We start from the raw sequence: 21481 nt of genomic DNA, 5'->3' as shown, positions 1-21481 counted from the left end.
CGTTATACATCTTTCCAGATTATTAGCCTATTAAAAGCATAGATAATTAATTGAGTAGCTATTTTCGCTATCAAATATTCTAAATCTTTTCTTCCATCCATCTAAAGAAAATTTGTTAAGTGTACAGATAGTTTTAATGCCTATCATCAATTATAATCAATCTGGATATTTTATATATACTCCTTCCTAAAATCACTTATGATAAGGCGCCCCCGTATTGATTCGATACGCACGATAGATTTGCTCCAATAAGATCAGTTTCATGAGTTGGTGCGGATAGGTCATTTTGCCAAAAGAGATTTTGGCATCACTGCGGGTCATGACTTCTTGACTCAATCCTAGGGAGCCGCCGATGACGAAGGTCAGTTGGCTTTTTCCTTGGATGCCGAGTTGATCGATTTGTTTGGCGAAGGCTTCGCTGGTAGGATTGGTGCCTTCGATCGCTAAGGCAAAGACATATTCGGTGTCTTTGATTTTGGCTAAAATGCGCTGGCCTTCTTTTTCTTTGATCTGCAGCATTTGGGCTTCACTCAAGGTTTCTGGTGCTTTTTCATCTGGTACTTCGACAAACTCAAGCTTTGCGTATGCCCCCAATCGCTTGGCGTACTCGTTGATTCCTTGAACGAGGTACTTTTCTTTTAGTTTTCCTACTGTGACGATTTTGATTTTCATAGGTTCCTCCTCGTTATCCCCTTATTTTATGAAAATGTGGACAATGCTATCCACAATCTTTTACACACTTTGACTTTCTTATAAATCCTTCTATCTTATCTATAAAAATGCGACACTTCAAGGGTTTCTTCATCCACCCAACCAAAGATTTCAAGTTTGTCCACACACTGTGGATAAAAAGACCTTCGCTTCTCCCCAGTTTTGCCTGCTATTTTTATTCAAAAATGAACGGGTTTTGCGAAGAAAATTTCATCGTTTGAAACAGATTCTTACGCAACTTCTTCATATTTTTTTCAAAATCTCTTAGTAGACTAATCTCAGATAGAAGGAATATACTGATTATAACGAATTATTCATTAAGGGGGAAATAGTAATGGCAAGAAAATATGTCACACCAGGTAAGAAAACTTCTCCTGGTTTATTAAAACGATTAGGTATTGGGATTTTAGGCGGTATGGTCGGCGGTTTATTGACCTTCGGCGGTCTGTATCTGGCAATGGGTTCCTCTTTGACTTCAACACCAGAAACCACGACCAACAGCGGGGTCCAAGATTCTAACGGACAAACCCAAGTATCCAATGTAAAACTTGATGTGACTAGCGATGTCACTGAGGCAGTTGAAAAAGTACAAGATTCTGTCGTTTCCATCATTAATCTACAACAAAGTCAAAGCAACGACTGGAACAGCCTCTTTGGTCAGCAAGGTGGACAAAGTGAAGGCGATAGCCAAAGCGACGACGACAGTGCTTTAGAAGCTTCTTCTGAAGGGAGTGGGGTCATCTACAAAATCGATGGCGACGATGCCTATGTCGTAACCAACAACCACGTCGTAGAAGGTCAAGACGGTTTGGAAGTTGTCTTAGCTGACGGTACGAAAGTCAAAGCTGAATTGGTCGGTACTGACGCTTACACAGACTTAGCTGTATTGAAAATCTCTTCAGAGCATGTGACGACTGCCGCAACATTTGGTGATTCAAGTGCCTTGAAAGTCGGCGAACCAGCCATCGCGATCGGTTCACCTCTAGGCTCTGACTACGCAAACTCTGTGACACAAGGGATCGTTTCTTCCTTGAATCGTCAAGTAACAAGCCAAAACGAATCTGGTGGTACGATCAGCATCAATGCGATCCAAACGGATGCTGCGATCAACCCAGGGAACTCAGGTGGTCCACTGATCAACGTTGATGGTCAAGTGATTGGGATCAACTCAAGTAAAATCGCCAGCACCTCTGGCTCTGCTTCAGGTGTTAGTGTCGAAGGGATGGGCTTTGCGATCCCAAGTAACGATGTCGTTGAAATCATCAATCAACTAGAAGCAGACGGCAAAGTGGTTCGCCCTGCACTAGGTATCCAAACGATCGATTTAGGTTCCATCACATCACAACAACAAGAACAAATCTTGAAAGTTCCTTCATCCGTAACTTCAGGCGTTGTGATCTACTCAGTCAACAATGCAACACCAGCAGAACAAGCAGGATTGCAACAATATGACGTTATCACGAAGATCGATGACACAGAAGTCAGCACAACAACGGATCTGCAATCTGCGTTGTACAAACACAAAGTCGGTGACACGATCACTGTAACCTTCTATCGTGGCGATGAAGAAAAAACAGCAGAAGTAAAACTTTCCGTTGATACGTCGATCAACGAACAATCAACAGACAGCAGCAACTAATCATCAAAACCAATCGAAACAATCAAAAAATGAACTGCCGCAAAAACAGGAAGCGGCAGTTCATTTTTTTAGGCTTTACCGACTGGAAAAGCTTCACCTACAACGGCATCTTGAGGCAGCTCAAGGATGCCTTTTTTCATTGGTGCACCTTCTAAATGCAGTTCTTTAGCAGAGCAGATCATTCCGAAGCTTTCTACGCCACGAAGCGTCCCCGGCCAAATCATCAAGCCATCTGGCATCATTGCGCCAGGTTTTGCGACAACGACTTTCAAGCCTTTACGGATATTGGCAGCGCCACAGACGATTTGCAAAACTTCCCCATCCCCGACTTCTGTTTCCGTGATAGATAGATGGTCGCTGTCTGGATGTTCCACACAAGATTTCACATAGCCAACGACGATTTTTGGTTCTGTATCTTCTGGCAGTTCTTCGCTGAATCCTGCTTCTTTGATCATGGTGTTCAATTGTTGGATTTGTTCTTTCGTCAACGTCACTTGGCCACGGCCTTCGATCGTCATCACTTCTGAGATCGCAAAAAAGTTCCAGCCGACGATCGTGCCTTCTTCATTTTTGATTTGGGCAACATTGCCTTTGCGTTCGACGGTTTGTTCTAATCCTTTATCATCTGCTGTGATGGCAAGCAGTGTATCACTGACATATTCTTTGTTATAAGCAAAAATCACGTTTTTTCCTCCTTAGGTACTTACACATTCCGCCCATAATCTTAACAAATTTTTCGGCATCCGTCATGGAATTTCTTTGTTTTCTTGAAATTCTACTCATTTTCAAAGACAAAAAACACCTGAGAACCAACTTCTGCTGGCTGGCTTAGGTTGAGGATTGGCGAAGGAGCAGAACCCGCGGCTTCTGAAGAACTTGCTGGTAGAATACTTTCTACGAAAGAAGGCAACAACAATAAGTTATCCAAAAACTGTATACAGGAAAAAACTAAGAACCAGCTGCGGCTTATTAGCTAAGACGCTGCTTTGCTAACGAGTCGATAAACGCTGGTTCTAAAAACTTCTGTTTGGCACTATTACCTACGAAACAAGACAACAGCGACAGATATCTTCCCTCAAAACGAGCACAAAAAAACCTAAGAACCAGCTGCAGCTCATCAACGAAAGCCAATGCTTTGCTAACAAGTGAAACATCGCTGGTTCTCAGGAACTTTCTTTTAACCCTTGTCTTCTTTTGCTGCCATCTTCTCTAAGAAAAAGAACTCGGCAACGACAAGCTTATTTTTTCAAAAAATGACCTTACGCTTTGGTTTCTTCAGGCGATACGATCAGCACGTCGCACCGGGCTTCACGGATAACGAAGCTGGCGACACTCCCCATCATGAAGCGTTCCACGGCATTCAGCCCAGATTGCCCCACCATGATCAAATCGATGTCGTATTGGTCTGGCAATTGAGTGGCAAGGGCGTCTTTGATGGAGCCGTAAGCGACGATGCCTTCTACTAAATCAAAATCCACTGATTTTGCGTAAGCTTTGCAGTCGTCGATCAGATTTTTCGCCGTATCTTTTTCTTGTTCCAAGATCGAACTATCCAAAGGTGCATAGCCCATCATGGTCGGCACTTGCTGATCGATGATCGTTGCGGCATAGACCTTCCCTTGATTTCGACGAGCGACTTCCACTGCTTTTTTGAAGGCAGACATCGCTTGATCTGAACCGTCGATCCCTACTAAAATGTTTTGATATCTTTGTGCTTCCATCTTTTTCCCCTCCTATGCTGATTGTACGCTGGTTAAAAAGGCTTCGATCTCTTCTTTGGTTTTGCGATCCTTGTTGACTAACCGTCCCAGCTCCTTGCCGTCTTCGATAACGACGAGGCTAGGAATCCCAAAAATGTTCCATTCAACCGCTACATCCATGTATTCATCACGGTCGACTTCGATAAATTGAAGCTCTGGAAAGTCCGCTTCGATTTCAGGCAATTGCGGTTTGATGTAGCGGCAATCACCACACCAATCGGCGGTGAAAAAGAAGACATTTTTGCCTTTCTCCACATATGTTGCTAACTCTGCTAAATCTTTTGGAATAATCAAATGCTCACCACTTTCTTTTCTTTCAGTATACACCTTTCTTTCAGGGACTACCAACTGACATGCTGATCTTGCAAACCCCTGCAGAAAAAAAGAGACAACGGATGGCTGTCTCTTTGCTTTCGTTCGTTCTCGCTTATTGTCCTGCCAAGATCGTATCAACAGTGGAACGATCCAAACCTTTCAAGACTTGAATCACCATTTCCCGTGCCGCTTCATAATCAGCGATACTGAATAATGTTTGGTGAGTATGGATGTAACGTCCAGGAACACCGATGACTGAACTTGGGATCCCTTCATTTGCCATGTGTGCCGCACCAGCATCGGTACCACCTTTTGAAACAAAGTATTGGTACGGAATGTTGTTGCTTTCTGCTGTATCCAACAAGAATTCTTTCATCCGTGGCAACATGATCATGCCTGGATCATAGATTCGCATCAAAGTCCCTGCCCCTAGATGACCAAAGGTACCATTTTTGGTGACTGTGTCATCTGCTGGCGAGCAATCGACCGCAAAGAACAAGTCTGGCTTGAATTTCGTCACAGACGGACGAGAACCCCGTAAGCCAACTTCTTCTTGAACGTTGGCACCAGCAATCAGCGTATGGCCTAACGTTTCCTCTTTCAAGGCTTCAAGTGCTTCTAATACGACTGCACAGCCGTAACGGTTGTCCCAAGCTTTCGAGATGATGTTTTTCCCATTGGCTGTTTTGATGGTTTCCACTTGTGGGACGATCGTATCGCCAGGACGTACACCAAAGCTTTCTGCTTCTTCTTTTGATTCAAACCCAGCATCAAACAAAATATCTGTGACTTCAACATTTTTTTGACCGCTGCTTCCTCGCAACAAATGTGGCGGTACTGAAGAAGAAACACATGGATAATCGCCTTTCGCTGTTTTCAATGTAAAGCGTTGAGCAGAAACCACATAAGGGTTCCATCCGCCTAAAGGAGTGACTTTGAATAAGCCGCGATCGGTGATCGTCGTCAATAAGAAACCAACTTCATCCATGTGAGCAGCTACCATCACTCGCGGTGCATCTGCTTCTTGGTGGTGACGCAAACCGAAGATGCCGCCTAAGCCGTCTTGTTGGATCTCGTCCACCAAGGGGGTCATCGCTTCACGCATATACGCCCGCACGTCGTGTTCAAACCCACTGGTTCCTTGTAACTCCGTTAGTTCTTTGATGCGTTGAAATGTTTTTTCTTCCATGATCATTCGAGAAACACGGATCGGTTGTTTGCTGCCCTAAAGAAACAAAGCTGCTTTTTTTGAAAAAGCAACGCTTGCTGTTGCTGTGTTTTCCAGCAATTTTTGGGCGAAACAACGGATGTGCTCTCTTCCTCCTTATTCCTACTGATATTCTTTATTATAGCGCAAATTTCTATTGTTGGTTATTTTTCTTATAGAATATTTCTAAACTATGGTAAACTATTGTTAAGAGAACCTGTGCTTTCACCGAGATCAAAACATTCGGGAAAACTTACTTTAGGAGGGACATTAGATGGAGAATGAGCATCCATTGCATTATTTTAGAAATGGACTGACCATCGGTTTAGGTCTTGGCTTTGCAGGAGGGATTTTTTCAACGATCTGGTTGAAGAAAAGGCAAGCCATGAATGCCGATGATGTCTTAGACAATATAAAAGCAGCATTTATCAAAGAAGGACCGATCGAAGGTTCTTGGATCAATTTCGAAAAACAACCTTTGCGCAAATTTGCGATCACTTCCCAAGGATATACTGGCGGCATCACCCGCACCGAAGACGGGCAGCTTGTCACCTATGAATTTTTGGCAGATGCTCATACAGGTACCGTCTTAGATATCCAACGAGCAATCGTGGACTAATCACTGCACTTACGACCAGCTTCTTAAGAGGCTGGTCTTTTTTCTTTTTAAGCAGTGCTTTTACTGGAGCAAGGTCGCAAGGTCCAATACCACGACTTCATCGATGCTGCCGCCTTTTTGCCGATACGCCCATGCCCCACTTTCAAACAAGCAGTACAGCTGTCCTTTTTCTACCACGATCTGTTCAAGGTAATGGGGAAACTTGATGCGTCGCAACGCATGTTTGCGGGTCAGCACCGTTGCATCCTTTGAAAAGACCCATAACTCCGCCGACCCGGGTCCAAAGGAACGTGCCAGCAACATGTATTCAGTGGTAAAGGCGATACTTTGGACTTTCGTGGTGGTGACCCTTCTCTTACGAGGCTTGATGCGAGGAGGCGTTTTGCGACCGCTGTCTGAAAGAACAGGCAGCGGATAATTCGCCACCACGCCCCCTTGTTTCAAGGCAAAGGTCCCTGAGACAAGTTCACCGCTATCGGCTGCCAAATAGGAGCTGTGAGTGATGCCTGCCAATTCGATGACTTGCTGATAAGCGATAGGCTGATTGGTTGCCAAGGAATCATCTTCCAGCAGTGCTTGTAGAGAAACACACGCCACGCGCCCCATTCCTTTCCCTGTAATGGTTAGCCACAGCATTTGCGTTGCTCGATCAAAGACTAGCCCACCGACATGGGGTCGCTTTGGCAGAACCACCGTTTTCAGATGCCGCCCGCTCGTTCTTTCTATTATATAAAGCTGTGAGTGATGTTCCTGCTGCGAACAATACGCTGAGATGAACAAATAGTCATCGGAAACGGCCAACCCTTGTGGGGTCATTGCTTCACACTGATTCGCATGCTTGTGCAGCCTCGTTTCTGCTTTCGTCGTTGCCACTGCGGCAGTGGCTTCTTTTAAACCTGGAACCAAAAGGACTGCTTCCCTTTTCGCCCCGGCTGCCAGCCACGCTTGCCGCACGCTGGGGTAACGCTTCAGCTGGGCTGCCAGTGCTTGGTTGTGGCGCGCCTGTCGGTGCTTTTTTAGCCAGTACACCACAAAAAGGCCAACCACAAACACGCCCAAAAGCAGCAAGCTCTCTGTTTGTCTCATTGATTGGCCTCCTTGATGAATTCCCTCTTGTCGGCTGATTTACCAGCCGCTTATTGTTTGTCTATTCGTAATAATGCTTAGACTACTTGAACTTCGACATCAATGTTGCCGCGAGTGGCCCGAGAATACGGACAAAAATCGTGGGCTTCTTCTGCGATTTTCTCTGCCTCGGCTTTTTCAACGCCTGGTAACGATACTTCTAAAATCACGCCGATTTGGTAACTACCGTCCTCATGCTGATACAAAGACACTCTTGCTTTAACTTCGGATTCGGATTCGATGTTATGCTCTTTCAGCATATGCTGTACGGCACCGTTGAAGCATGAAGCATATCCTGCGGCAAATAATTGCTCTGGATTGGTCCCTTCACTATGAAGACCTGGCTTTTCGATTTTCAGGTGAAAACTACCGTTTGGTGCTTCGACCTCTCCGACACGTCCGCCTCGATTGATCATCGCTGTTTCATATTGCTTTTTCATTGAACCTCTTCCTTTCTTTTTTTGACCTACTTCAAGTGTAACGACAATTTTCTAATCTGACAAAAGGATTGCTTATGCATCCTTTTAAAAAACAAAAAAGGCAAACCCAGAAACTCTGGATTTGCCTGTCTATTCAAGGTAGTTCCTACCCGAAATAAATGAATGAAAACAATTGCTGAATGGACTAGCCGTTTGAACGTCCTAAGAAGAATGAAACAACAGCAACTACAATAACCGCACCAATAATTGATGGGACGATTGCCATTCCAGCAAGTGATGGACCCCAAGAACCTAAGATCGCTTGTCCAATAGCTGAACCTACTAAACCTGCAACGATGTTGGCGATCCAACCCATTGATCCACCTTTATTTGTGATAGCTCCGGCGATCAAACCGATAATAGCTCCTACGATTAATACCCATAACCAATGCATATTTTTCTCCTTCTTTCTTTTAAGTAGTTATTACACATATTATGTTACGCTTAATCCCCGTTTTAGACAAAAGATTTGCACTCAATTTGCAAAAATAATTTTCAAACCTTGTTATATTAACGTTTATCAGCACTTCTTAATTATCGTTGTAAGAGCTTTAATTCGTTTTTTTTAGTATTGGTGCATTTTTTGAAATCGTTTTATTTTGTATTTTGCATCTTATCCGCTAAACTGAGGGAGAACCACTCTTATTTTGTCAGATAATTGGCACTTTTCACTCCTCGATCAGTCCTAGGACTGCTATCTTTTCAGTACATCAGCTATTTTTCATTGGGGGACGTTTCGATCGTTTTCGATTGGAAACGTTTTTTTGAACAAAAATCATTCAATAAAGGAGAGGAACAAAATGAACAAAAAAATAGGGTATTCAATTTTGTCTTTGGCGGCAGTGATGTTAGGGGTCGCTGGCTGCGGCAGTGGTGACAGTGCCAGCGAGAACAAGCAGATTCGTATGTTCGTTTCTGGAGATACCAGTGAAGGCGGCGCTTATTCGAAAATGGCGGAAAAATACAAGGAAGAAACTGGTGTGACTGTCGAAGTCACCGACGTGCCTTATGCAGACTTGCTGACAAAGATCACCAAAGCTGTTCAAGCGGATGATGCGCCAGAAGTCGTGCGGGTTTCTACTGTTCAACCTGACTGGAATGACTATCTGATGGATCTATCAGACATCGCCAGTGAGGCAAACACATTGGAATCGATGACGATCAAAGATGAAGCAGATGTCGTCAAAGCACTTCCTTCTGATGTCACTGCCACTGGGTTGTTTATCAATACGGATTTGTTTGACGAAGCTGGTGTGACCTACCCCACTTCGGAAGAGGACATTTGGACTTGGGATGAATTTTTAACCGCGATCAATGAAGTCGTTGAAAAAACCGATGCCAAATACGGTATGGTCATGGACGCGTCGGATCACCGTTTACGGGCTTTCACCTATCAATACGGGGGACAAGATTTCTTTTTAGATGACAGCGGTGATTCTTACACGACCGATGATGCTACGAAAGCGGCTTTGCAAAAATTTGTTGATTTGAACAATGACGAAGTGATGCCAAAATCGGTTTGGACCTCTGGAGAAGATGCTTCTGCTATGTTCAAGAGCGGCCGTGTTCCAGCTTACTTTTCTGGCAGCTGGCAGATCGTTGATTTTTCTACCAACATCAGCAACTTTAACTGGCAATCCACCTATTCTCCTTATGAAGAGACCCGCGCGGTCAATATGGGCGGCAACTTCATCACTGGCTTCAACAATAGTAAAAACAGTGAAGAAGGCGAAAAATTCATCAAATGGTTGTACGAAGAAGAAAATTACAAACAGCTTTGTACCTATGCTGGTTACTTACCTGCGGTGGAAGATTTGACGGTCGACTATGAACAAGGCCAGGATGCTTATGAAATCTACAACCAAGAGATCGCAGCCGCTGCTCAACCAATCAGCAGCAAGCAAACCACCGATCAAGTGACGATGAGTATGAAAGGCTACACTGGATTGACAGGGGCTTACCGTGATGCCATCGTGCAAGTATTAAATGATGAAATTACATTAGATGAGGCAATCGACAAGACGATCAAGGATTACAATGATGGGTTTTTGAAGAAATAAACAGACGTTCAACCACAAAGAACCCATAGTCTGGCTTTTTGCAGACTGCGGGTTCTTTGTTGCTGATACGATCGTCGGAGGAGGAATTTTCTGTGAGTACTTTACAAAAAAACAAATGGCCGTTGCTATTCACTGGCGCAAGCATCATTTTGTTCATTATCTTCTTTTTGATTCCAGCACTCTTAGGACTTTATTACTCGTTAACCGACTATAAAGGCTTTGCGACAGCCAATTTTATCGGCTTGGCGAATTATCAAGAATTGTTTCAAGACGCCAGCTTCTATAAAGCACTATTTCGTACATTTCGTTATGTGATCATTCTGGTCCCAAGTATCTATGTCGTTTCTCTCGCCGTCGCTTTGATGTTGAACAGTCAGCTGGCGAAAGGCAAATTTTTCGCAAAGATCATTTTTTTCTTACCATGGACTATCTCTGGGATCATCGCTGGGGTTATCTGGAAATGGCTGTTTGGTGAAAACTTTGGCTTTATCAACTTTATTCTAGAGCAAGCAGGACAACAAACTGTCCCGTGGTTTACCGACTCGAATGCTGCCTTTTCTGTCATTATTTTGGCTGCCATCTGGGGCGGGACTGCCTTTAACATGCTGCAATTTACTGCAGCTTTGAAAAATATCCCTCGCTCATTGTATGAAGCTGCCGAGATCGACGGCGCCAGCTTTGGGCATAAATTACGCTACATCACCTTGCCTATGCTGCGGCCGACTTCCTTTATGGTCATCTTATTGGCTTCGATCGGCGCTATGAAAGAGTTCGCCCTCGTGCAATCGCTGACCAATGGTGGTCCAGGAACCGACAACATGTTGATCGTGCAATATATCTATACGACTGGGTTTGACAAAATGCGGGTCGGCTATGCCAGTGCTGCCTCCATGGTACTTTTCGTGATTCTTTTACTGTTAGGCTTAGCACAAATGAAGATTGGAGGCGGCAAGAATGACATCTAAGACCATCAAAACCAAACGACCTGTCACAAGAAAGTCAGCGATGTTTTTTTTAACGCTGGCACTGATCATCACTTCCCTGCTGTACCTTTTTCCACTACTTTGGTTCTTATTAAGTGCCTTTAAACCAGGGACTGAACTATTTGCTTATCCCTTGAAAATCATTCCTGAAAATCCAACCATTCAAAACTTTATTGATGCTTGGACAACATTGGATTTCTTTCGTTTCTTCAATAATACGTTGATTTCAGCGGTGGTCACCACTTTATTGACGATCCTAGTCAGCGCCGCCTGTGGCTATGCCTTTGCAAAATACGATGCCAAATGGCTGCGTTTTTTCTTCATCTGTATCATCGCCACCACCATGCTGCCGACGGAAGTTATCATGAACCCAACGTTTTCTGTCATTCGTTCACTAGGCTTATATGATAACTTATTGGGGATCATCATCCCTTCCATCAATACAGCAACAGGTATCTTTATGTTCCGAACCTTTTTCGTCTCCGTTCCTGACGATCTGATTGAATCAGCCCGCATCGATGGCGCTTCGGATGGGATGATCTTTTTGAAAATCATGCTGCCGATTGCCCGACCAATCATTATGACACTGGGGATCTTTTCCTTCCAGTGGCGTTGGAATGATTATATCTGGCCCTTGATCGTCTTGAATGATCCGAAAAAATACACCTTGCAAGTGGCGATCCGCAGCTTGGTGGGCGCGGAAAATATCAATTGGACGATTTTGATCGCTGCCTCGGTAATTTCCATTTTGCCTTTGCTGCTGGTCTTCCTCGCCTTTCAGCGCTGGATTCTCGACAGCAATTTAGACAGCGGACTAAAATAAAAAAAGTGCCGACTGCTTCGTCACACCTTTCTCCTTTTATGGATGAATGGTGCAACAGAGCAGCGGCACTTTTTATTTTGAAAAGTCTTTTCGTGACAAGTAGACGGCAGTTAAAATGCCGACTAAAATAGCCAAGCCAAAGACGACGATCGTACCGATCGCATTGTCTTTTCCTGGCAGTCCTCCGGTGTTGATCCCCCATAGCCCCGCGATCAAGGACGGCACAGCCACCACTAATGCCGCAGAATCTAAGTATTTCATCAGATGGTTTAGATTGTTGTCCATCATATCGGAGAACAAGCCACCGATGGTTTCTAACAAGTCGCGATAGATAGTGACCATTTTCATGGCAAATTTCTGCCGCAGCTTGATGTCATAAACGAGTGCTTCATTATCCAAACGATCCAAAAATTCTTTGCGATCCATCAATCGATCGACAGTATGGTTTTGGTCCCGCAAGGTGTGATCAAGATAGACCATGTCTCGCTCGGTATCGGCTAAGTTAAACAATTCCTTGTTTTCCGTCGTTTTACGGGCTGCTTGATCCAAATCATCGATTTGCTTCTTCATCTCCTGCAGACCTTTGATGTAATGGGTGTAGATCATCAACGTGGCATAAGCAACAATATCTTCATACCGCTGGATATCTTGCTCATGCTTTTCGATCAATCGTTTGATCAGATTGGATTGTTCAGATACGTAGGTGATCAACAGATCCTTGGTGTAGATAAAAGTCACAGGCTCAAGACGGTCTTCGATCCGATCTTGTGTCACTTCCGACAAATCGATCAAAGTATAGAGAATCGGATGATTTAACTTGGTGTTGCGCAAGTATTCCAAACGTGACACTTCTTCCGGTTCATTGGCGCCAATAAAAATATCTTCAGGCAGTTGATACTTATCTAACAAGTGTCGTTGTTCCTCTGGATCTGTGCCAGAAACCACTAGCCAATTGTAATCCTCCTCCGAAGATTTCCTTATTTTTCGGTCTTCCATTTTGTAATACTGAAACATGGTGACTCGCTCCTTTTCTAATTCTCTCTTAATTTAACTATCTAACGCTTACGGCTTTTTGTCAAAATAAATGGCTTTTCTTTTCGATGCTTTTTTCATTTTGGCAAAGTGCGTTTTATTAGACGAACGTTTCGATTCATGAGAAACTTTTTATGGGCCCAATAAAAAAATTTTAGGAGGAATCGTATGTTTCGTCATCAGAAAGAATTACAGTTTGAAGCTAAGCCAGAAAAACCAAATCCGTTAGTTGCGAAATACCTTCAAGAATTAATCGGTGGACAATATGGAGAAATGAGTGTTGCCATGCAATACTTATTCCAAGGATGGAGCTGCCGTGGGGAAGAAAAATACAAAGACATGTTAATGGATATCGCTACTGAAGAGCTTGGACACGTTGAAATGTTAGCAACGATGGTTGCACGTCTACTGGAAGGTGCACCTGTGGAAGATCAAGAAGCGGCTATGAAAAAAGACCCAACGATCGGTGCGATCATTTCTGGAATGAATCCGCAACATGCCATCGTTGCAGGCTTAGGACCACGTCCTGCGGATAGCGTCGGCAATCCATGGTCAGGTGCGTATATCATTGCTAGTGGCAACTTACTTGCTGATTTTCGTGCCAACTTAAATGCGGAATCACAAGGTCGTCTGCAAGTAGCACGCATCTATGAAATGATCGATGACCGTGGGGTCAAAGACTTACTTTCGGTCTTATTAGCGCGTGATAGCTACCACCAAAATCTTTGGGCAGCTGCCGTGAAAGAATTGGAAGAAAACGAAGGCTCGATTTTAGTGCCGACTACCTTTGACCGCAAAAACGAACGCTTAGATATCGCTTATGATTTCTATAACTTCTCAGAAGGCGACCAAAGTAAAGAAGGCTCTTGGGCGAAAGGCAAAGCCCTTGATGGTGAAGGCGAATACCAATGGCTAGACGAACCAAAAGTCGAAGGAAAAGCGCCAAAACTCGATCAAGTCACACCAAAAATGTATGGCACACCGCCTGAAAAATAATTTGATCAAAAAGAGCAATTGTTTCTGAAACAGAAACCGTTGCTCTTTTTTCTTTGTCTGTTTGAGCAAGTTGGTTACGTTCCTGTCAAAAAAGCGTTAGAGTAGAATGTAGAGAAGAAAAGGAGGAATCATTTTATGAAAGCACCTTTACTGACATTAAACGACGGCAATTTACGCCCCGCAGTGGGCATCGGTACCTATCAGATCCGTGGTGGCGAAGGATTGAGCCAGCTGCAAGCAGCGATCGCCGACGGGTATCGCTTGATCGATTCTTCAACCAATTATGACAATGAAGGCATTGTCGGCAAAGCGATCCGTCGCTCTGGTATCCCACGTTCAGAATTTTATATCACCTCAAAATTACCAGGAAAATACCATGGCTATGATGATGCCTTAACCAGCATTCAAGAATCCCTTGCTCGCATGGGGCTCGACTACTTCGATGCCTTTTTGATCCACTGGCCATTACCAAAACGCGGCAAATATGTCGAAGCTTGGCAAGCCTTAGTGACCGCCCAAAAATTAGGCTTGATCCGTTCCATCGGCGTTTCCAATTTTGAACCAGAACATTTGGATGCCATCATTGAAGCAACTGGTGTGACTCCTGCACTAAATCAAATTGAGATCCATCCTTACTGGGTCCAAGAACGAATGGTCGCAGAAAACAAAAAACGCGGCATCGTAACGGAAGCTTGGAGCCCATTAGGTCGTGGCAGCGATGCCCTGAAAGAACCACTGATCACTGAATTAGCTGAAAAATACCAAAAATCAGCTGGTCAAATCATCTTGCGCTGGCATGTGGATCGTGGCATTTTGCCCCTTCCAAAATCAAGAAACCTCGCCCATCAACGAGAAAATCTTGCGATCTTCGACTTTGAACTGACTGAAGATGAAATCAATCAAATCAATCAGTTAAACAAAGCAGACGGCCGCATCGATGGTCAAGACCCAAATGAGTATGAAGAATTTGAATAAACAATTTCAACTGAAAAAAACACCATAGCTATCTCTTGGCAGACAAAACCTCTCAAAAATCAGCGACCAGCTGCTTTTGAGAGGTTTTTTATGTAACCAAGGCTCCAGTGGTTAGCTTTGCGTGGATCAAAGTCGTACGATCAAAATATTCTTTTTGGCAGAAATTCCCTTGCTAGCAGTTCGATTTTCTTAAAGGTGACAAGCGTCAGCTAGGCGTTCATCACAGCTTTTAATCGAATGTCGGTTTCTCGAAAGAAGGTTGTCCTTCACTGTTAAGACACTTAAAGACAACAGCGTTTCCCCCGTTCTCCTTCAGCTTGAAAGGAATTTCCACATGCCCATCAGTGAACATTATCCCCAAAATTCGTGTTTCTTGCGAGGAGGTCTTTTTCGGTAAATGAAGATGGCGAAACTCAGAATGCCACAAAATAGACCGGCGCCTCCTAGTAGTTTCACGATAGTCGGCAGCCCTCTTAAGCCCATTTTGTATATGGATGATACTGTGCCATTCTTATTGATGGTCGCCCAGATAGGATAGTTCCGTTCTTCAAAGGTGATCATAACACGCCGTCGTCGTAGATAGACATCTGGCACACTATGAAGTTTTTGACTTTCTCTGATTATTACATACCCTTTTGAAAAGACTTCGGGATAATCAGTTAGTAGTTGTTGCCCTTTTTTCACTAAATTCCTTGGTGTATTTTCTCCTACACTTATTTCTACATAAGGATAGGAAGGTCGATTTTCTTCTAAATGAACGCCGCCAATCGTTGCAACAGCTTCATCGATTTTTTCTTTTAGCAGCGCCTTACTGAGATAAGTTTCAGGAAATGACTCTGGATTTAAAAATGTGGTTTCTTCATGCAGCTTGAAACCTACCACGTTGTCCTGATACCTTCGGAAAAACAAACCAGGTACCCAGCCGATTTTTAGCATCTCTGGTGTGAATTCTACAGAACGATTGACAGGTTCCTCTGTTTTTGGGAGACGTTCAGCCGCTGCTAAATCGATTTCCTCTCTCCTCCCATTGGCAATCACATCACGCGTGAAAAGATTCAAATCAGAAATAAGTCTGTCCAGTTCCTCATACGAGGTTTGCTTCAACTGGATCACTACTCGATCATTTCTGTCTGGTCCAGCGATCAGCTCCATATCGTAGTAGGAAAATTCATCAAGAACAAGGTCAAGCATCGTTTCGAACCCTTCATCATTTTTTTGCGTATAAGTCTCACGGTTCAATTGGAGATGGAGCCGATTATTAATAAAGGTCACTTCTTCACCGGAATACTCTTCCGTCGTTACATCAGCGATAGTCGGCGACGGTGGTTCGGGATTTTCGGATAGCCAAAATGACTGCTCAATGGGATAATAAGTCCTTCTGTTACTGCTATCGACGGCGACCAATTCAAATCGGCTCTCCTGTTCATCGGTAGAAAGAAAGAGACGAGCTTCACCGAATGTTCGCTCTGTGACTTCAGGTTCTCCCGCTTTTCTTTGATACAAATGTCGATCGTATTCGCCGTTCACATTGACATAGACTTCTTCCAGCGTTTGCCCCGCACTTGGTGTCACTGCATAAATCAATTCAATAAAGGGAATCATTAATTCTGAATCGGGAAGTTCCGTGACGATTTCCAGCAATGGTTCAGTGAGCGGCTCAGTGGGTTCCGGGGTATTCCTTTCGCTGTTGAGGATGTCGGCTAAGACGCCTTGAGACTGGCCGGTTGGTACTTCGACTGCTAATACTTGCCAACTGGTCATATGATAAATGGCAAGAGCAAAAAAACACAGACTAAAGATTTTATGGTTGTGAAAGAGGTTTTTAATGCCTTTTTCGTCGGTTGAATTTATTTGCGCAGCGACTTGCATTCACTTTGCTCCTTTCTTCTTTGGAGGTAACAGAATTCTATTAGAATTTAAGAATGGCCAACGAGAATCAGTTTTCACCTGATTGTCTATTACTTTTCCGTTTTTCTGCCCTTTGACAAGCAAAAAATTCAAATATAAACACAATAAAGCCGATAGAACCAAATCCTATCACTAACGCCATGCTAACAGTCACACCATCCCAGCCCATACTCGTTAACGACGTAATTTTGCCATTCGGGTTGATGATTGCCCAGATAGGGTAGTTCCGTTCTTCAAAATTACTCCTAACACGCCATCGTCGTTTGTATTCGTCTGTGGTACCATAACCATAAATATTTTGCCTTTCTCTGATTATTACATACCCTTTTGAAAAGACTTCGGGATAATCCGTCAGTAGTTGTTGCCCTTTTTTTACTAAATTCCTTGGTGTATTTCCTGCTACACCTACTTTTACACTAGGGTAAATGGGTTGATTTTCTTCTAAACGAACGCCGCCAATCGTTGCAACAGCTTCATCGATTTTTTCTTTTAGCAGCGTCTTACTGAGATAAGTTTCAGGAAATGACTCTGGATTTAAAAATGTAGTTTCTTCATGCAGCTTGAAACCTACCACGTTGTCCTGATATCTTCGGAAAAACAAACCTGGTACCCAGCCGACTTTTAGCATCTCTGGTTTGAATTCTACAGAACGATTGACAGGTTCCTCTGTTTTTGGGAGACGTTCAGCCGCTGCTAAATCGATTTCCTCTCTCCTCCCATTGGCAATCACACCACGCGTGAAAAGATTCAAATCAGAAATAAGTCTGTCCAGTTCCTCATACGAGGTTTGCTTCAACTGGATCACTACTCGATCATTTCTGTCTGGTCCAGCGATCAGCTCCATATCGTAGTAAGAAAATTCATCAAGAACAAGGTCAAGCATCGTTTCGAACCCTCCCTCATTTTCTCGCGTAAAACTCTCACCGTTCAATTGGAGATGGAGCCGATTATTAATAAAGGTCACTTCTTCCCCATAATAATCTTCCGTCGTTACATCAGCGATAGTCGGTAACGGCGGTTTAGGATTTTCGGACAACCAAAATGACTGCTCAATAAAATAGCTACTGACAGCACCACCACTATCGACGGCGACCAATTCAAATTTACTTTCCTGTTGGTCACTAGAAAGAAAAAGCCTCGCCTCACCAAATGTTCGCTCCGTGACCTTGGGCTCCCCCATCGCTCTTTGATACAAATGCCGATCATATTCACCGTTCACATTAACATAGACTTCTTTCAGCATTTCCCCCTCACTTGGTGTGACCGCATAAATCAATTCAAAAAAGGGAATCATTAGTTCTGAATCGGGTAGCTCTGTGACGATTTCTAGCAATGGTTCAGTGAGTGGCTCTGTAGGTTCTGAGGTATTCCTTTCGCTGTTGAGGATGTCAGCTAAGACGCCTTGGGACTGGTCGATTGGTCCTTCGGCTGCTGATACTTGTATGCTCGTAATAAGATTGCTGGCAAGAGCAAGGAAAATCAGGAAGAAAATTTTGTAACTGCGAAAGAGTTTTTTTGATTTTAATGATTGCTTGTTTTTGTTCATTCCATTCATTCCTTACGTACAAAATCGAACTGTTATCGTTAATAAGGTTGATGCATATGTTTCTAAATTTTCACAATACTCTTTTTTTCCTTCGGTAAACAATTATTCCAGACGTCAAAGTGACACAAAGCATCATAATACCTAACATCACTTTCATAGTTATGGATAACCCTTTTAAGCCTATTTCAATCAAAGAGGATACAGTACCATATTTATTGATAGTCGCCCAATAACGATAGACTTCATGCTCAAACTCAGGCAATTGTCTTCCCTGAGTGTTAACTTCTGGTATCCCCACACTAGATGATGATTCTATATCTGTAACAATCATTAGATAGGATTTCTCAAAAACTTCCGAATGATCCTTTAGTAGTGTTTTGGCGTTTTTTATTAATCCTCTGGGTGAATGACTAGGTAGGCTCACACGAACAAAAGGATAATTTCCTTCTAAATGAACATTCCGAATATTCATACTCGAAAATAGTTTGGTTCCACTAAGATCATTTGCTTGGTTTCCATCTATACGAATGCCGTCAATCTCTGAAACGACTTCATCGATTTTTTTATTGATCATTGCCCTACTAAGATAAGTTTCAGGAAACGATTCTTGGTTTAAAAACGAGGTTTCCTCCTGTAATTTAAACCCTATCATATCGTGCTGATACCTTCGGAAAAACAAACCCGGTACCCAGCCAATTTTTACCATTTTCGGCTCTAATTCACCAGAGCGATTGATTGAAGAATCTTCACTTGGAATCAGTTCAGCTGTTGCCAAATCGATTTCTTCAATTTTTGCATCAGTTATTAAAAAATCAGAAAAAGAGGGTAAATCGTTAATAAGATGATAAAGAGATGAGTAAGAGTTTTGCTTCAAGCCAACTGTCACAGAGCCGTTTTTATCTGGTCCAGCAATCATTTCAATATCATAGTAAGAGAGTTCATCTAGCAATTGAAGAACCGCTGATTCATTCTTCTTCCTGTCCTCTTGATTGTAATGACTACTACTTAATTGAAGTTGAAGTCTGTTATTAATGAAAGTCACTTCTTCTCCGTGAAAATCTATTGTTGATACATCAGCCGTAGACGGTAACGGCGGCACAGGATTTTCTGCCATAAAAAATGATTGCTCAATGGGGTAGATGGCACTTAGATTGCTACTGTCGACGGCGACCAGTTCAAATTTACTTTTCTGTTCATCGGTAGAAAGAAAGAGACGAGCTTCACCGAATGTTCGCTCTGTGACTTCAGGTTCTCCCGCTTTTCTTTGATACAAATGTCGATCGAATACGCCATTTACCTTAACATAGACTTCTTCCAGCGTTTCCCCCTCGCTTGGTGTCACTGCATAGATCAATTCCAAAAAGGGAACCATTAGTTCTGAATCGGGAAGTTCCGTGACGATTTCCAGCAATGGTTCAGTGAGTGGCTCTGTGGGTTCTGGGGTATTCCTTTCGCTGTTGAGGATGGCGGCTAAGGTGCCTTGGGACTGGTCGGTTGGTCCTTCGGCTGCTGATACTTGCCAACTGGTCATATGATAGATGGCAAGAGTAAAGAAAAACAGACAAAAGATTTTATAGATGGGAAAGATATTTTCAAAAAATTTCTCTTCTGTTGAATTTGTTTGTCCCTCGGCTTGCATTTGCTTTGCTCCTTTCTTCTTTGGAGGTAACAGAATTCTATTAGAATTTAAGAATGGCCAACGAGAATCAGTTTTTACCTGATTGTCTATTCCTTTTCCGTTTTTCTGCCCTTTGACAAGCAAAAAATTCAAATATAAACACAATAAAGCCGATAGAACCAAATCCTATCACTAACGCCATACTAACAGTCACGCCGTGCCAACCTATATCCGTTAACGAAGAAACTGTGCCATTCGGGTTGATGATTGCTAAGATAGGGGAGTTCCGTTCTTCAAAGATACTCATAACACGCCATCGTGGTAAATAAACATCTGACACATTATGAAGTTTCTGAATTTCTCTGATTATTAAATTTGCTTCCGAAAATATCTCTGGATAATCAGTTAGTAGTTGCTGCCCTTTTTTTACTAAATTCCTTGGGGTATTTCCTGCAACGCCTACTTCCACATAAGGATAGGAAGGTCGATTTTCTTCTAAACGAACGCCGCCAATCGTTGCAACAGCTTCATCAATTTTTTCTTTTATCAGTGCCTTGCTAAGATAAGTTTCAGGAAACGACTCCGGATTTAAAAAAGCGGATTCCTCATGAAATTTGAACATTATCACATTGTCCTGATACCTTCGGAAAAACAAACCAGGTACCCAGCCGATTTTTAGCATCTCTGGTTTGAATTCTACAGAACGATTGACAGGTTCCTCTGTCCTCGGTAATCGTTCTGCCGCTGCTAAAGTCATTTCTTCAATTTCTCCGTCGGTAACAATATCCTCAGTAAATGTTTTTAAATCACGAATAAATCTATTAAGCTCTCTATAAGGTGTTTGTTTTAACTGAATCGTTACTCGGGCATTCTTGTCTGGACCAGCAATCAATACCATGTCGTAATATGCAAGTTCATCAAGCAAATCATCTAAAAATTTTTTGGCATTCACTTCATTTTCTTGCACGAATTTCTCATTATTCAATTGGAGATGGAGCCGATTATTAATAAAGGTCACTTCTTCCCCATAATAATCTTCCGTCGTTACATCAGCGATAGTCGGTAACGGCGGTTTAGGATTTTCGGACAACCAAAATGACTGCTCAATAAAATAGCTACTGACAGCACCACCACTATCGACGGCGACCAATTCAAAGTAACTTTCCTTTTGGTCGCTAGAGAGAAAGAGTCGTGCCTCACCGAATGTTCGCTCCGTCACCTTGGGTTCCCCTATCGCTCTTTGATACAGATGCCGATCGTATTCGCCGTTCACATTGACATAGACTTCTTTCAGCATTTCCCCCTCGCTTGGTGTTACCGCATAAATCAATTCAAAGAAGGGAATCATTAGTTCTGAATCGGGTAGCTCTGTGACGATTTCCAGCAATGGTTCAGTGAGTGGCTCTGTGGGTTCTGGGGTATTCCTTTCGCTGTTAAGGATGGCGGCTAAGGTGCCTTCTATCTGAATTGAATCAGCATCTGAAACTTCGGCTGCTTTTACAGGTAAAACTAAAACGTGACAGTTGGTGAAACAGATAAATAAAATACAAAGAATGGTACATAATGGATCTGCTCTATCAGCCTCTTTCTGACTCATTGCTGTTATGCGTTTATCTGATTGCATTCAATTCACTCCTTACATCTAAGATTTTGTAAGTTTATGAAAAATGTTCATCAAATGATTA

20 protein-coding genes are annotated in these 21481 nt (G+C 43.0%); 7 read left to right on the top strand and 13 right to left on the bottom strand.

The features are described 5' to 3' along the window. Window positions 1-192: 192 nt before the first annotated feature. Window positions 193-672: a 23S rRNA (pseudouridine(1915)-N(3))-methyltransferase RlmH gene (gene rlmH, locus IGI77_RS05305; protein WP_008379108.1), complete on the bottom strand. Its 480-nt coding sequence runs from the start codon at window positions 670-672 to the stop codon at window positions 193-195. A gap of 373 nt (window positions 673-1045) precedes the next feature. On the opposite strand from rlmH, the gene IGI77_RS05300 reads away from it, so the two are divergent. Continuing rightward, window positions 1046-2350 carry a S1C family serine protease gene (locus IGI77_RS05300; protein ID WP_010747716.1) on the top strand — a complete coding sequence of 435 codons (1305 nt, stop codon included), beginning with the start codon at window positions 1046-1048 and terminating at the stop codon, window positions 2348-2350. 68 nt (window positions 2351-2418) lie between these two features. Here IGI77_RS05300 and ytpR read toward each other — a convergent pair whose 3' ends face one another. The 4 genes from ytpR to pepA all read right to left on the bottom strand — a co-directional run bounded on the left by ytpR (window position 2419) and on the right by pepA (window position 5614). Next, complete coding sequence (gene ytpR / locus IGI77_RS05295; protein WP_142964304.1) at window positions 2419-3033, bottom strand: YtpR family tRNA-binding protein; 615 nt, start codon at window positions 3031-3033, stop codon at window positions 2419-2421. 576 nt (window positions 3034-3609) lie between these two features. Next, window positions 3610-4071, bottom strand: coding sequence for a universal stress protein (locus tag IGI77_RS05290; RefSeq protein WP_005225429.1), 462 nt, complete (start codon window positions 4069-4071; stop codon window positions 3610-3612). Window positions 4072-4083: 12 nt separating this feature from the next. After that, on the bottom strand, window positions 4084-4404 hold the full coding sequence (locus IGI77_RS05285; protein ID WP_034857755.1) for a thioredoxin family protein: 321 nt from the start codon (window positions 4402-4404) through the stop codon (window positions 4084-4086). Window positions 4405-4537: 133 nt separating this feature from the next. Continuing rightward, window positions 4538-5614 (bottom strand): glutamyl aminopeptidase, encoded by a 1077-nt coding sequence (gene pepA, locus IGI77_RS05280; protein WP_005225427.1) that lies wholly within the window; start codon window positions 5612-5614, stop codon window positions 4538-4540. A gap of 292 nt (window positions 5615-5906) precedes the next feature. On the opposite strand from pepA, the gene IGI77_RS05275 reads away from it, so the two are divergent. Further along, on the top strand, window positions 5907-6251 hold the full coding sequence (locus tag IGI77_RS05275; RefSeq protein WP_271810704.1) for a hypothetical protein: 345 nt from the start codon (window positions 5907-5909) through the stop codon (window positions 6249-6251). Between the two features lie 60 nt (window positions 6252-6311). Here the strand turns inward: IGI77_RS05275 and IGI77_RS05270 are convergent, their stop codons facing one another. From IGI77_RS05270 to IGI77_RS05260, 3 genes are all read right to left on the bottom strand, one after another. Beyond that, on the bottom strand, window positions 6312-7337 hold the full coding sequence (locus IGI77_RS05270) for a hypothetical protein (RefSeq protein ID WP_438769637.1): 1026 nt from the start codon (window positions 7335-7337) through the stop codon (window positions 6312-6314). 77 nt (window positions 7338-7414) lie between these two features. After that, window positions 7415-7816 carry an Ohr family peroxiredoxin gene (locus IGI77_RS05265; protein ID WP_438769636.1) on the bottom strand — a complete coding sequence of 134 codons (402 nt, stop codon included), beginning with the start codon at window positions 7814-7816 and terminating at the stop codon, window positions 7415-7417. A 184-nt stretch (window positions 7817-8000) separates the two neighbouring features. Further along, window positions 8001-8249 (bottom strand): GlsB/YeaQ/YmgE family stress response membrane protein, encoded by a 249-nt coding sequence (locus IGI77_RS05260; RefSeq protein WP_005225422.1) that lies wholly within the window; start codon window positions 8247-8249, stop codon window positions 8001-8003. 406 nt (window positions 8250-8655) lie between these two features. On the opposite strand from IGI77_RS05260, the gene IGI77_RS05255 reads away from it, so the two are divergent. The 3 genes from IGI77_RS05255 to IGI77_RS05245 all read left to right on the top strand — a co-directional run bounded on the left by IGI77_RS05255 (window position 8656) and on the right by IGI77_RS05245 (window position 11721). Next, the gene (locus tag IGI77_RS05255; RefSeq protein ID WP_010747713.1) at window positions 8656-9915 is read left to right on the top strand and encodes an ABC transporter substrate-binding protein; all 1260 of its coding nucleotides are present in this window, start codon (window positions 8656-8658) and stop codon (window positions 9913-9915) included. A gap of 92 nt (window positions 9916-10007) precedes the next feature. Next, a complete protein-coding gene (locus IGI77_RS05250; protein WP_010747712.1) occupies window positions 10008-10880 on the top strand; it encodes a carbohydrate ABC transporter permease in 873 nt (290 codons plus the stop codon). Beyond that, complete coding sequence (locus tag IGI77_RS05245; RefSeq protein ID WP_438769635.1) at window positions 10870-11721, top strand: carbohydrate ABC transporter permease; 852 nt, start codon at window positions 10870-10872, stop codon at window positions 11719-11721. The genes IGI77_RS05250 and IGI77_RS05245 overlap by 11 nt, the downstream gene beginning before the upstream one ends. A 72-nt stretch (window positions 11722-11793) precedes the next feature. Here the strand turns inward: IGI77_RS05245 and IGI77_RS05240 are convergent, their stop codons facing one another. Beyond that, a complete protein-coding gene (locus IGI77_RS05240; RefSeq protein ID WP_060791764.1) occupies window positions 11794-12735 on the bottom strand; it encodes a magnesium transporter CorA family protein in 942 nt (313 codons plus the stop codon). Between the two features lie 186 nt (window positions 12736-12921). Between IGI77_RS05240 and IGI77_RS05235 the strand changes: the two genes are divergently transcribed. Continuing rightward, window positions 12922-13749, top strand: coding sequence for a manganese catalase family protein (locus IGI77_RS05235; protein ID WP_005225417.1), 828 nt, complete (start codon window positions 12922-12924; stop codon window positions 13747-13749). 135 nt (window positions 13750-13884) lie between these two features. Then, complete coding sequence (locus tag IGI77_RS05230) at window positions 13885-14724, top strand: aldo/keto reductase (protein WP_016610001.1); 840 nt, start codon at window positions 13885-13887, stop codon at window positions 14722-14724. A 351-nt stretch (window positions 14725-15075) separates the two neighbouring features. Here IGI77_RS05230 and IGI77_RS05225 read toward each other — a convergent pair whose 3' ends face one another. From IGI77_RS05225 to IGI77_RS05210, 4 genes are all read right to left on the bottom strand, one after another. Next, window positions 15076-16593, bottom strand: a complete 1518-nt coding sequence (locus IGI77_RS05225) for a hypothetical protein (protein ID WP_438769634.1) — start codon at window positions 16591-16593, stop codon at window positions 15076-15078. 67 nt (window positions 16594-16660) lie between these two features. After that, window positions 16661-18178 (bottom strand): hypothetical protein, encoded by a 1518-nt coding sequence (locus tag IGI77_RS05220; protein ID WP_438769633.1) that lies wholly within the window; start codon window positions 18176-18178, stop codon window positions 16661-16663. Between the two features lie 70 nt (window positions 18179-18248). After that, window positions 18249-19817 (bottom strand): hypothetical protein, encoded by a 1569-nt coding sequence (locus IGI77_RS05215; protein ID WP_438769632.1) that lies wholly within the window; start codon window positions 19815-19817, stop codon window positions 18249-18251. A 67-nt stretch (window positions 19818-19884) separates the two neighbouring features. Further along, complete coding sequence (locus tag IGI77_RS05210; RefSeq protein WP_438769631.1) at window positions 19885-21420, bottom strand: hypothetical protein; 1536 nt, start codon at window positions 21418-21420, stop codon at window positions 19885-19887. Between the last annotated feature and the right edge of the window lie 61 nt (window positions 21421-21481).

This window comes from Enterococcus sp. DIV0213h, assembly GCF_051711285.1.
GTDB lineage: Bacteria > Bacillota > Bacilli > Lactobacillales > Enterococcaceae > Enterococcus_D > Enterococcus_D casseliflavus.
The sequence above is the reverse complement of the archived record's forward strand: the minus strand, read 5'-3'. Positions and strand labels throughout refer to the sequence as shown.

Excerpts from the sequence above, each read along its gene's own strand:
- rlmH (WP_008379108.1), bottom strand. The coding sequence starts at position 672 with ATGAAAATCAAAATCGTCACAGTAGGAAAACTAAAAGAAAAGTACCTC.
- IGI77_RS05300 (WP_010747716.1), top strand. The coding sequence starts at position 1,046 with ATGGCAAGAAAATATGTCACACCAGGTAAGAAAACTTCTCCTGGTTTA.
- IGI77_RS05290 (WP_005225429.1), bottom strand. The coding sequence starts at position 4,071 with ATGGAAGCACAAAGATATCAAAACATTTTAGTAGGGATCGACGGTTCA.
- pepA (WP_005225427.1), bottom strand. The coding sequence starts at position 5,614 with ATGGAAGAAAAAACATTTCAACGCATCAAAGAACTAACGGAGTTACAA.
- IGI77_RS05275 (WP_271810704.1), top strand. The coding sequence starts at position 5,907 with ATGGAGAATGAGCATCCATTGCATTATTTTAGAAATGGACTGACCATC.
- IGI77_RS05270 (WP_438769637.1), bottom strand. The coding sequence starts at position 7,337 with ATGAGACAAACAGAGAGCTTGCTGCTTTTGGGCGTGTTTGTGGTTGGC.
- IGI77_RS05265 (WP_438769636.1), bottom strand. The coding sequence starts at position 7,816 with ATGAAAAAGCAATATGAAACAGCGATGATCAATCGAGGCGGACGTGTC.
- IGI77_RS05260 (WP_005225422.1), bottom strand. The coding sequence starts at position 8,249 with ATGCATTGGTTATGGGTATTAATCGTAGGAGCTATTATCGGTTTGATC.
- IGI77_RS05255 (WP_010747713.1), top strand. The coding sequence starts at position 8,656 with ATGAACAAAAAAATAGGGTATTCAATTTTGTCTTTGGCGGCAGTGATG.
- IGI77_RS05245 (WP_438769635.1), top strand. The coding sequence starts at position 10,870 with ATGACATCTAAGACCATCAAAACCAAACGACCTGTCACAAGAAAGTCA.
- IGI77_RS05240 (WP_060791764.1), bottom strand. The coding sequence starts at position 12,735 with ATGTTTCAGTATTACAAAATGGAAGACCGAAAAATAAGGAAATCTTCG.
- IGI77_RS05235 (WP_005225417.1), top strand. The coding sequence starts at position 12,922 with ATGTTTCGTCATCAGAAAGAATTACAGTTTGAAGCTAAGCCAGAAAAA.
- IGI77_RS05230 (WP_016610001.1), top strand. The coding sequence starts at position 13,885 with ATGAAAGCACCTTTACTGACATTAAACGACGGCAATTTACGCCCCGCA.
- IGI77_RS05225 (WP_438769634.1), bottom strand. The coding sequence starts at position 16,593 with ATGCAAGTCGCTGCGCAAATAAATTCAACCGACGAAAAAGGCATTAAA.
- IGI77_RS05220 (WP_438769633.1), bottom strand. The coding sequence starts at position 18,178 with ATGAACAAAAACAAGCAATCATTAAAATCAAAAAAACTCTTTCGCAGT.
- IGI77_RS05215 (WP_438769632.1), bottom strand. The coding sequence starts at position 19,817 with ATGCAAGCCGAGGGACAAACAAATTCAACAGAAGAGAAATTTTTTGAA.
- IGI77_RS05210 (WP_438769631.1), bottom strand. The coding sequence starts at position 21,420 with ATGCAATCAGATAAACGCATAACAGCAATGAGTCAGAAAGAGGCTGAT.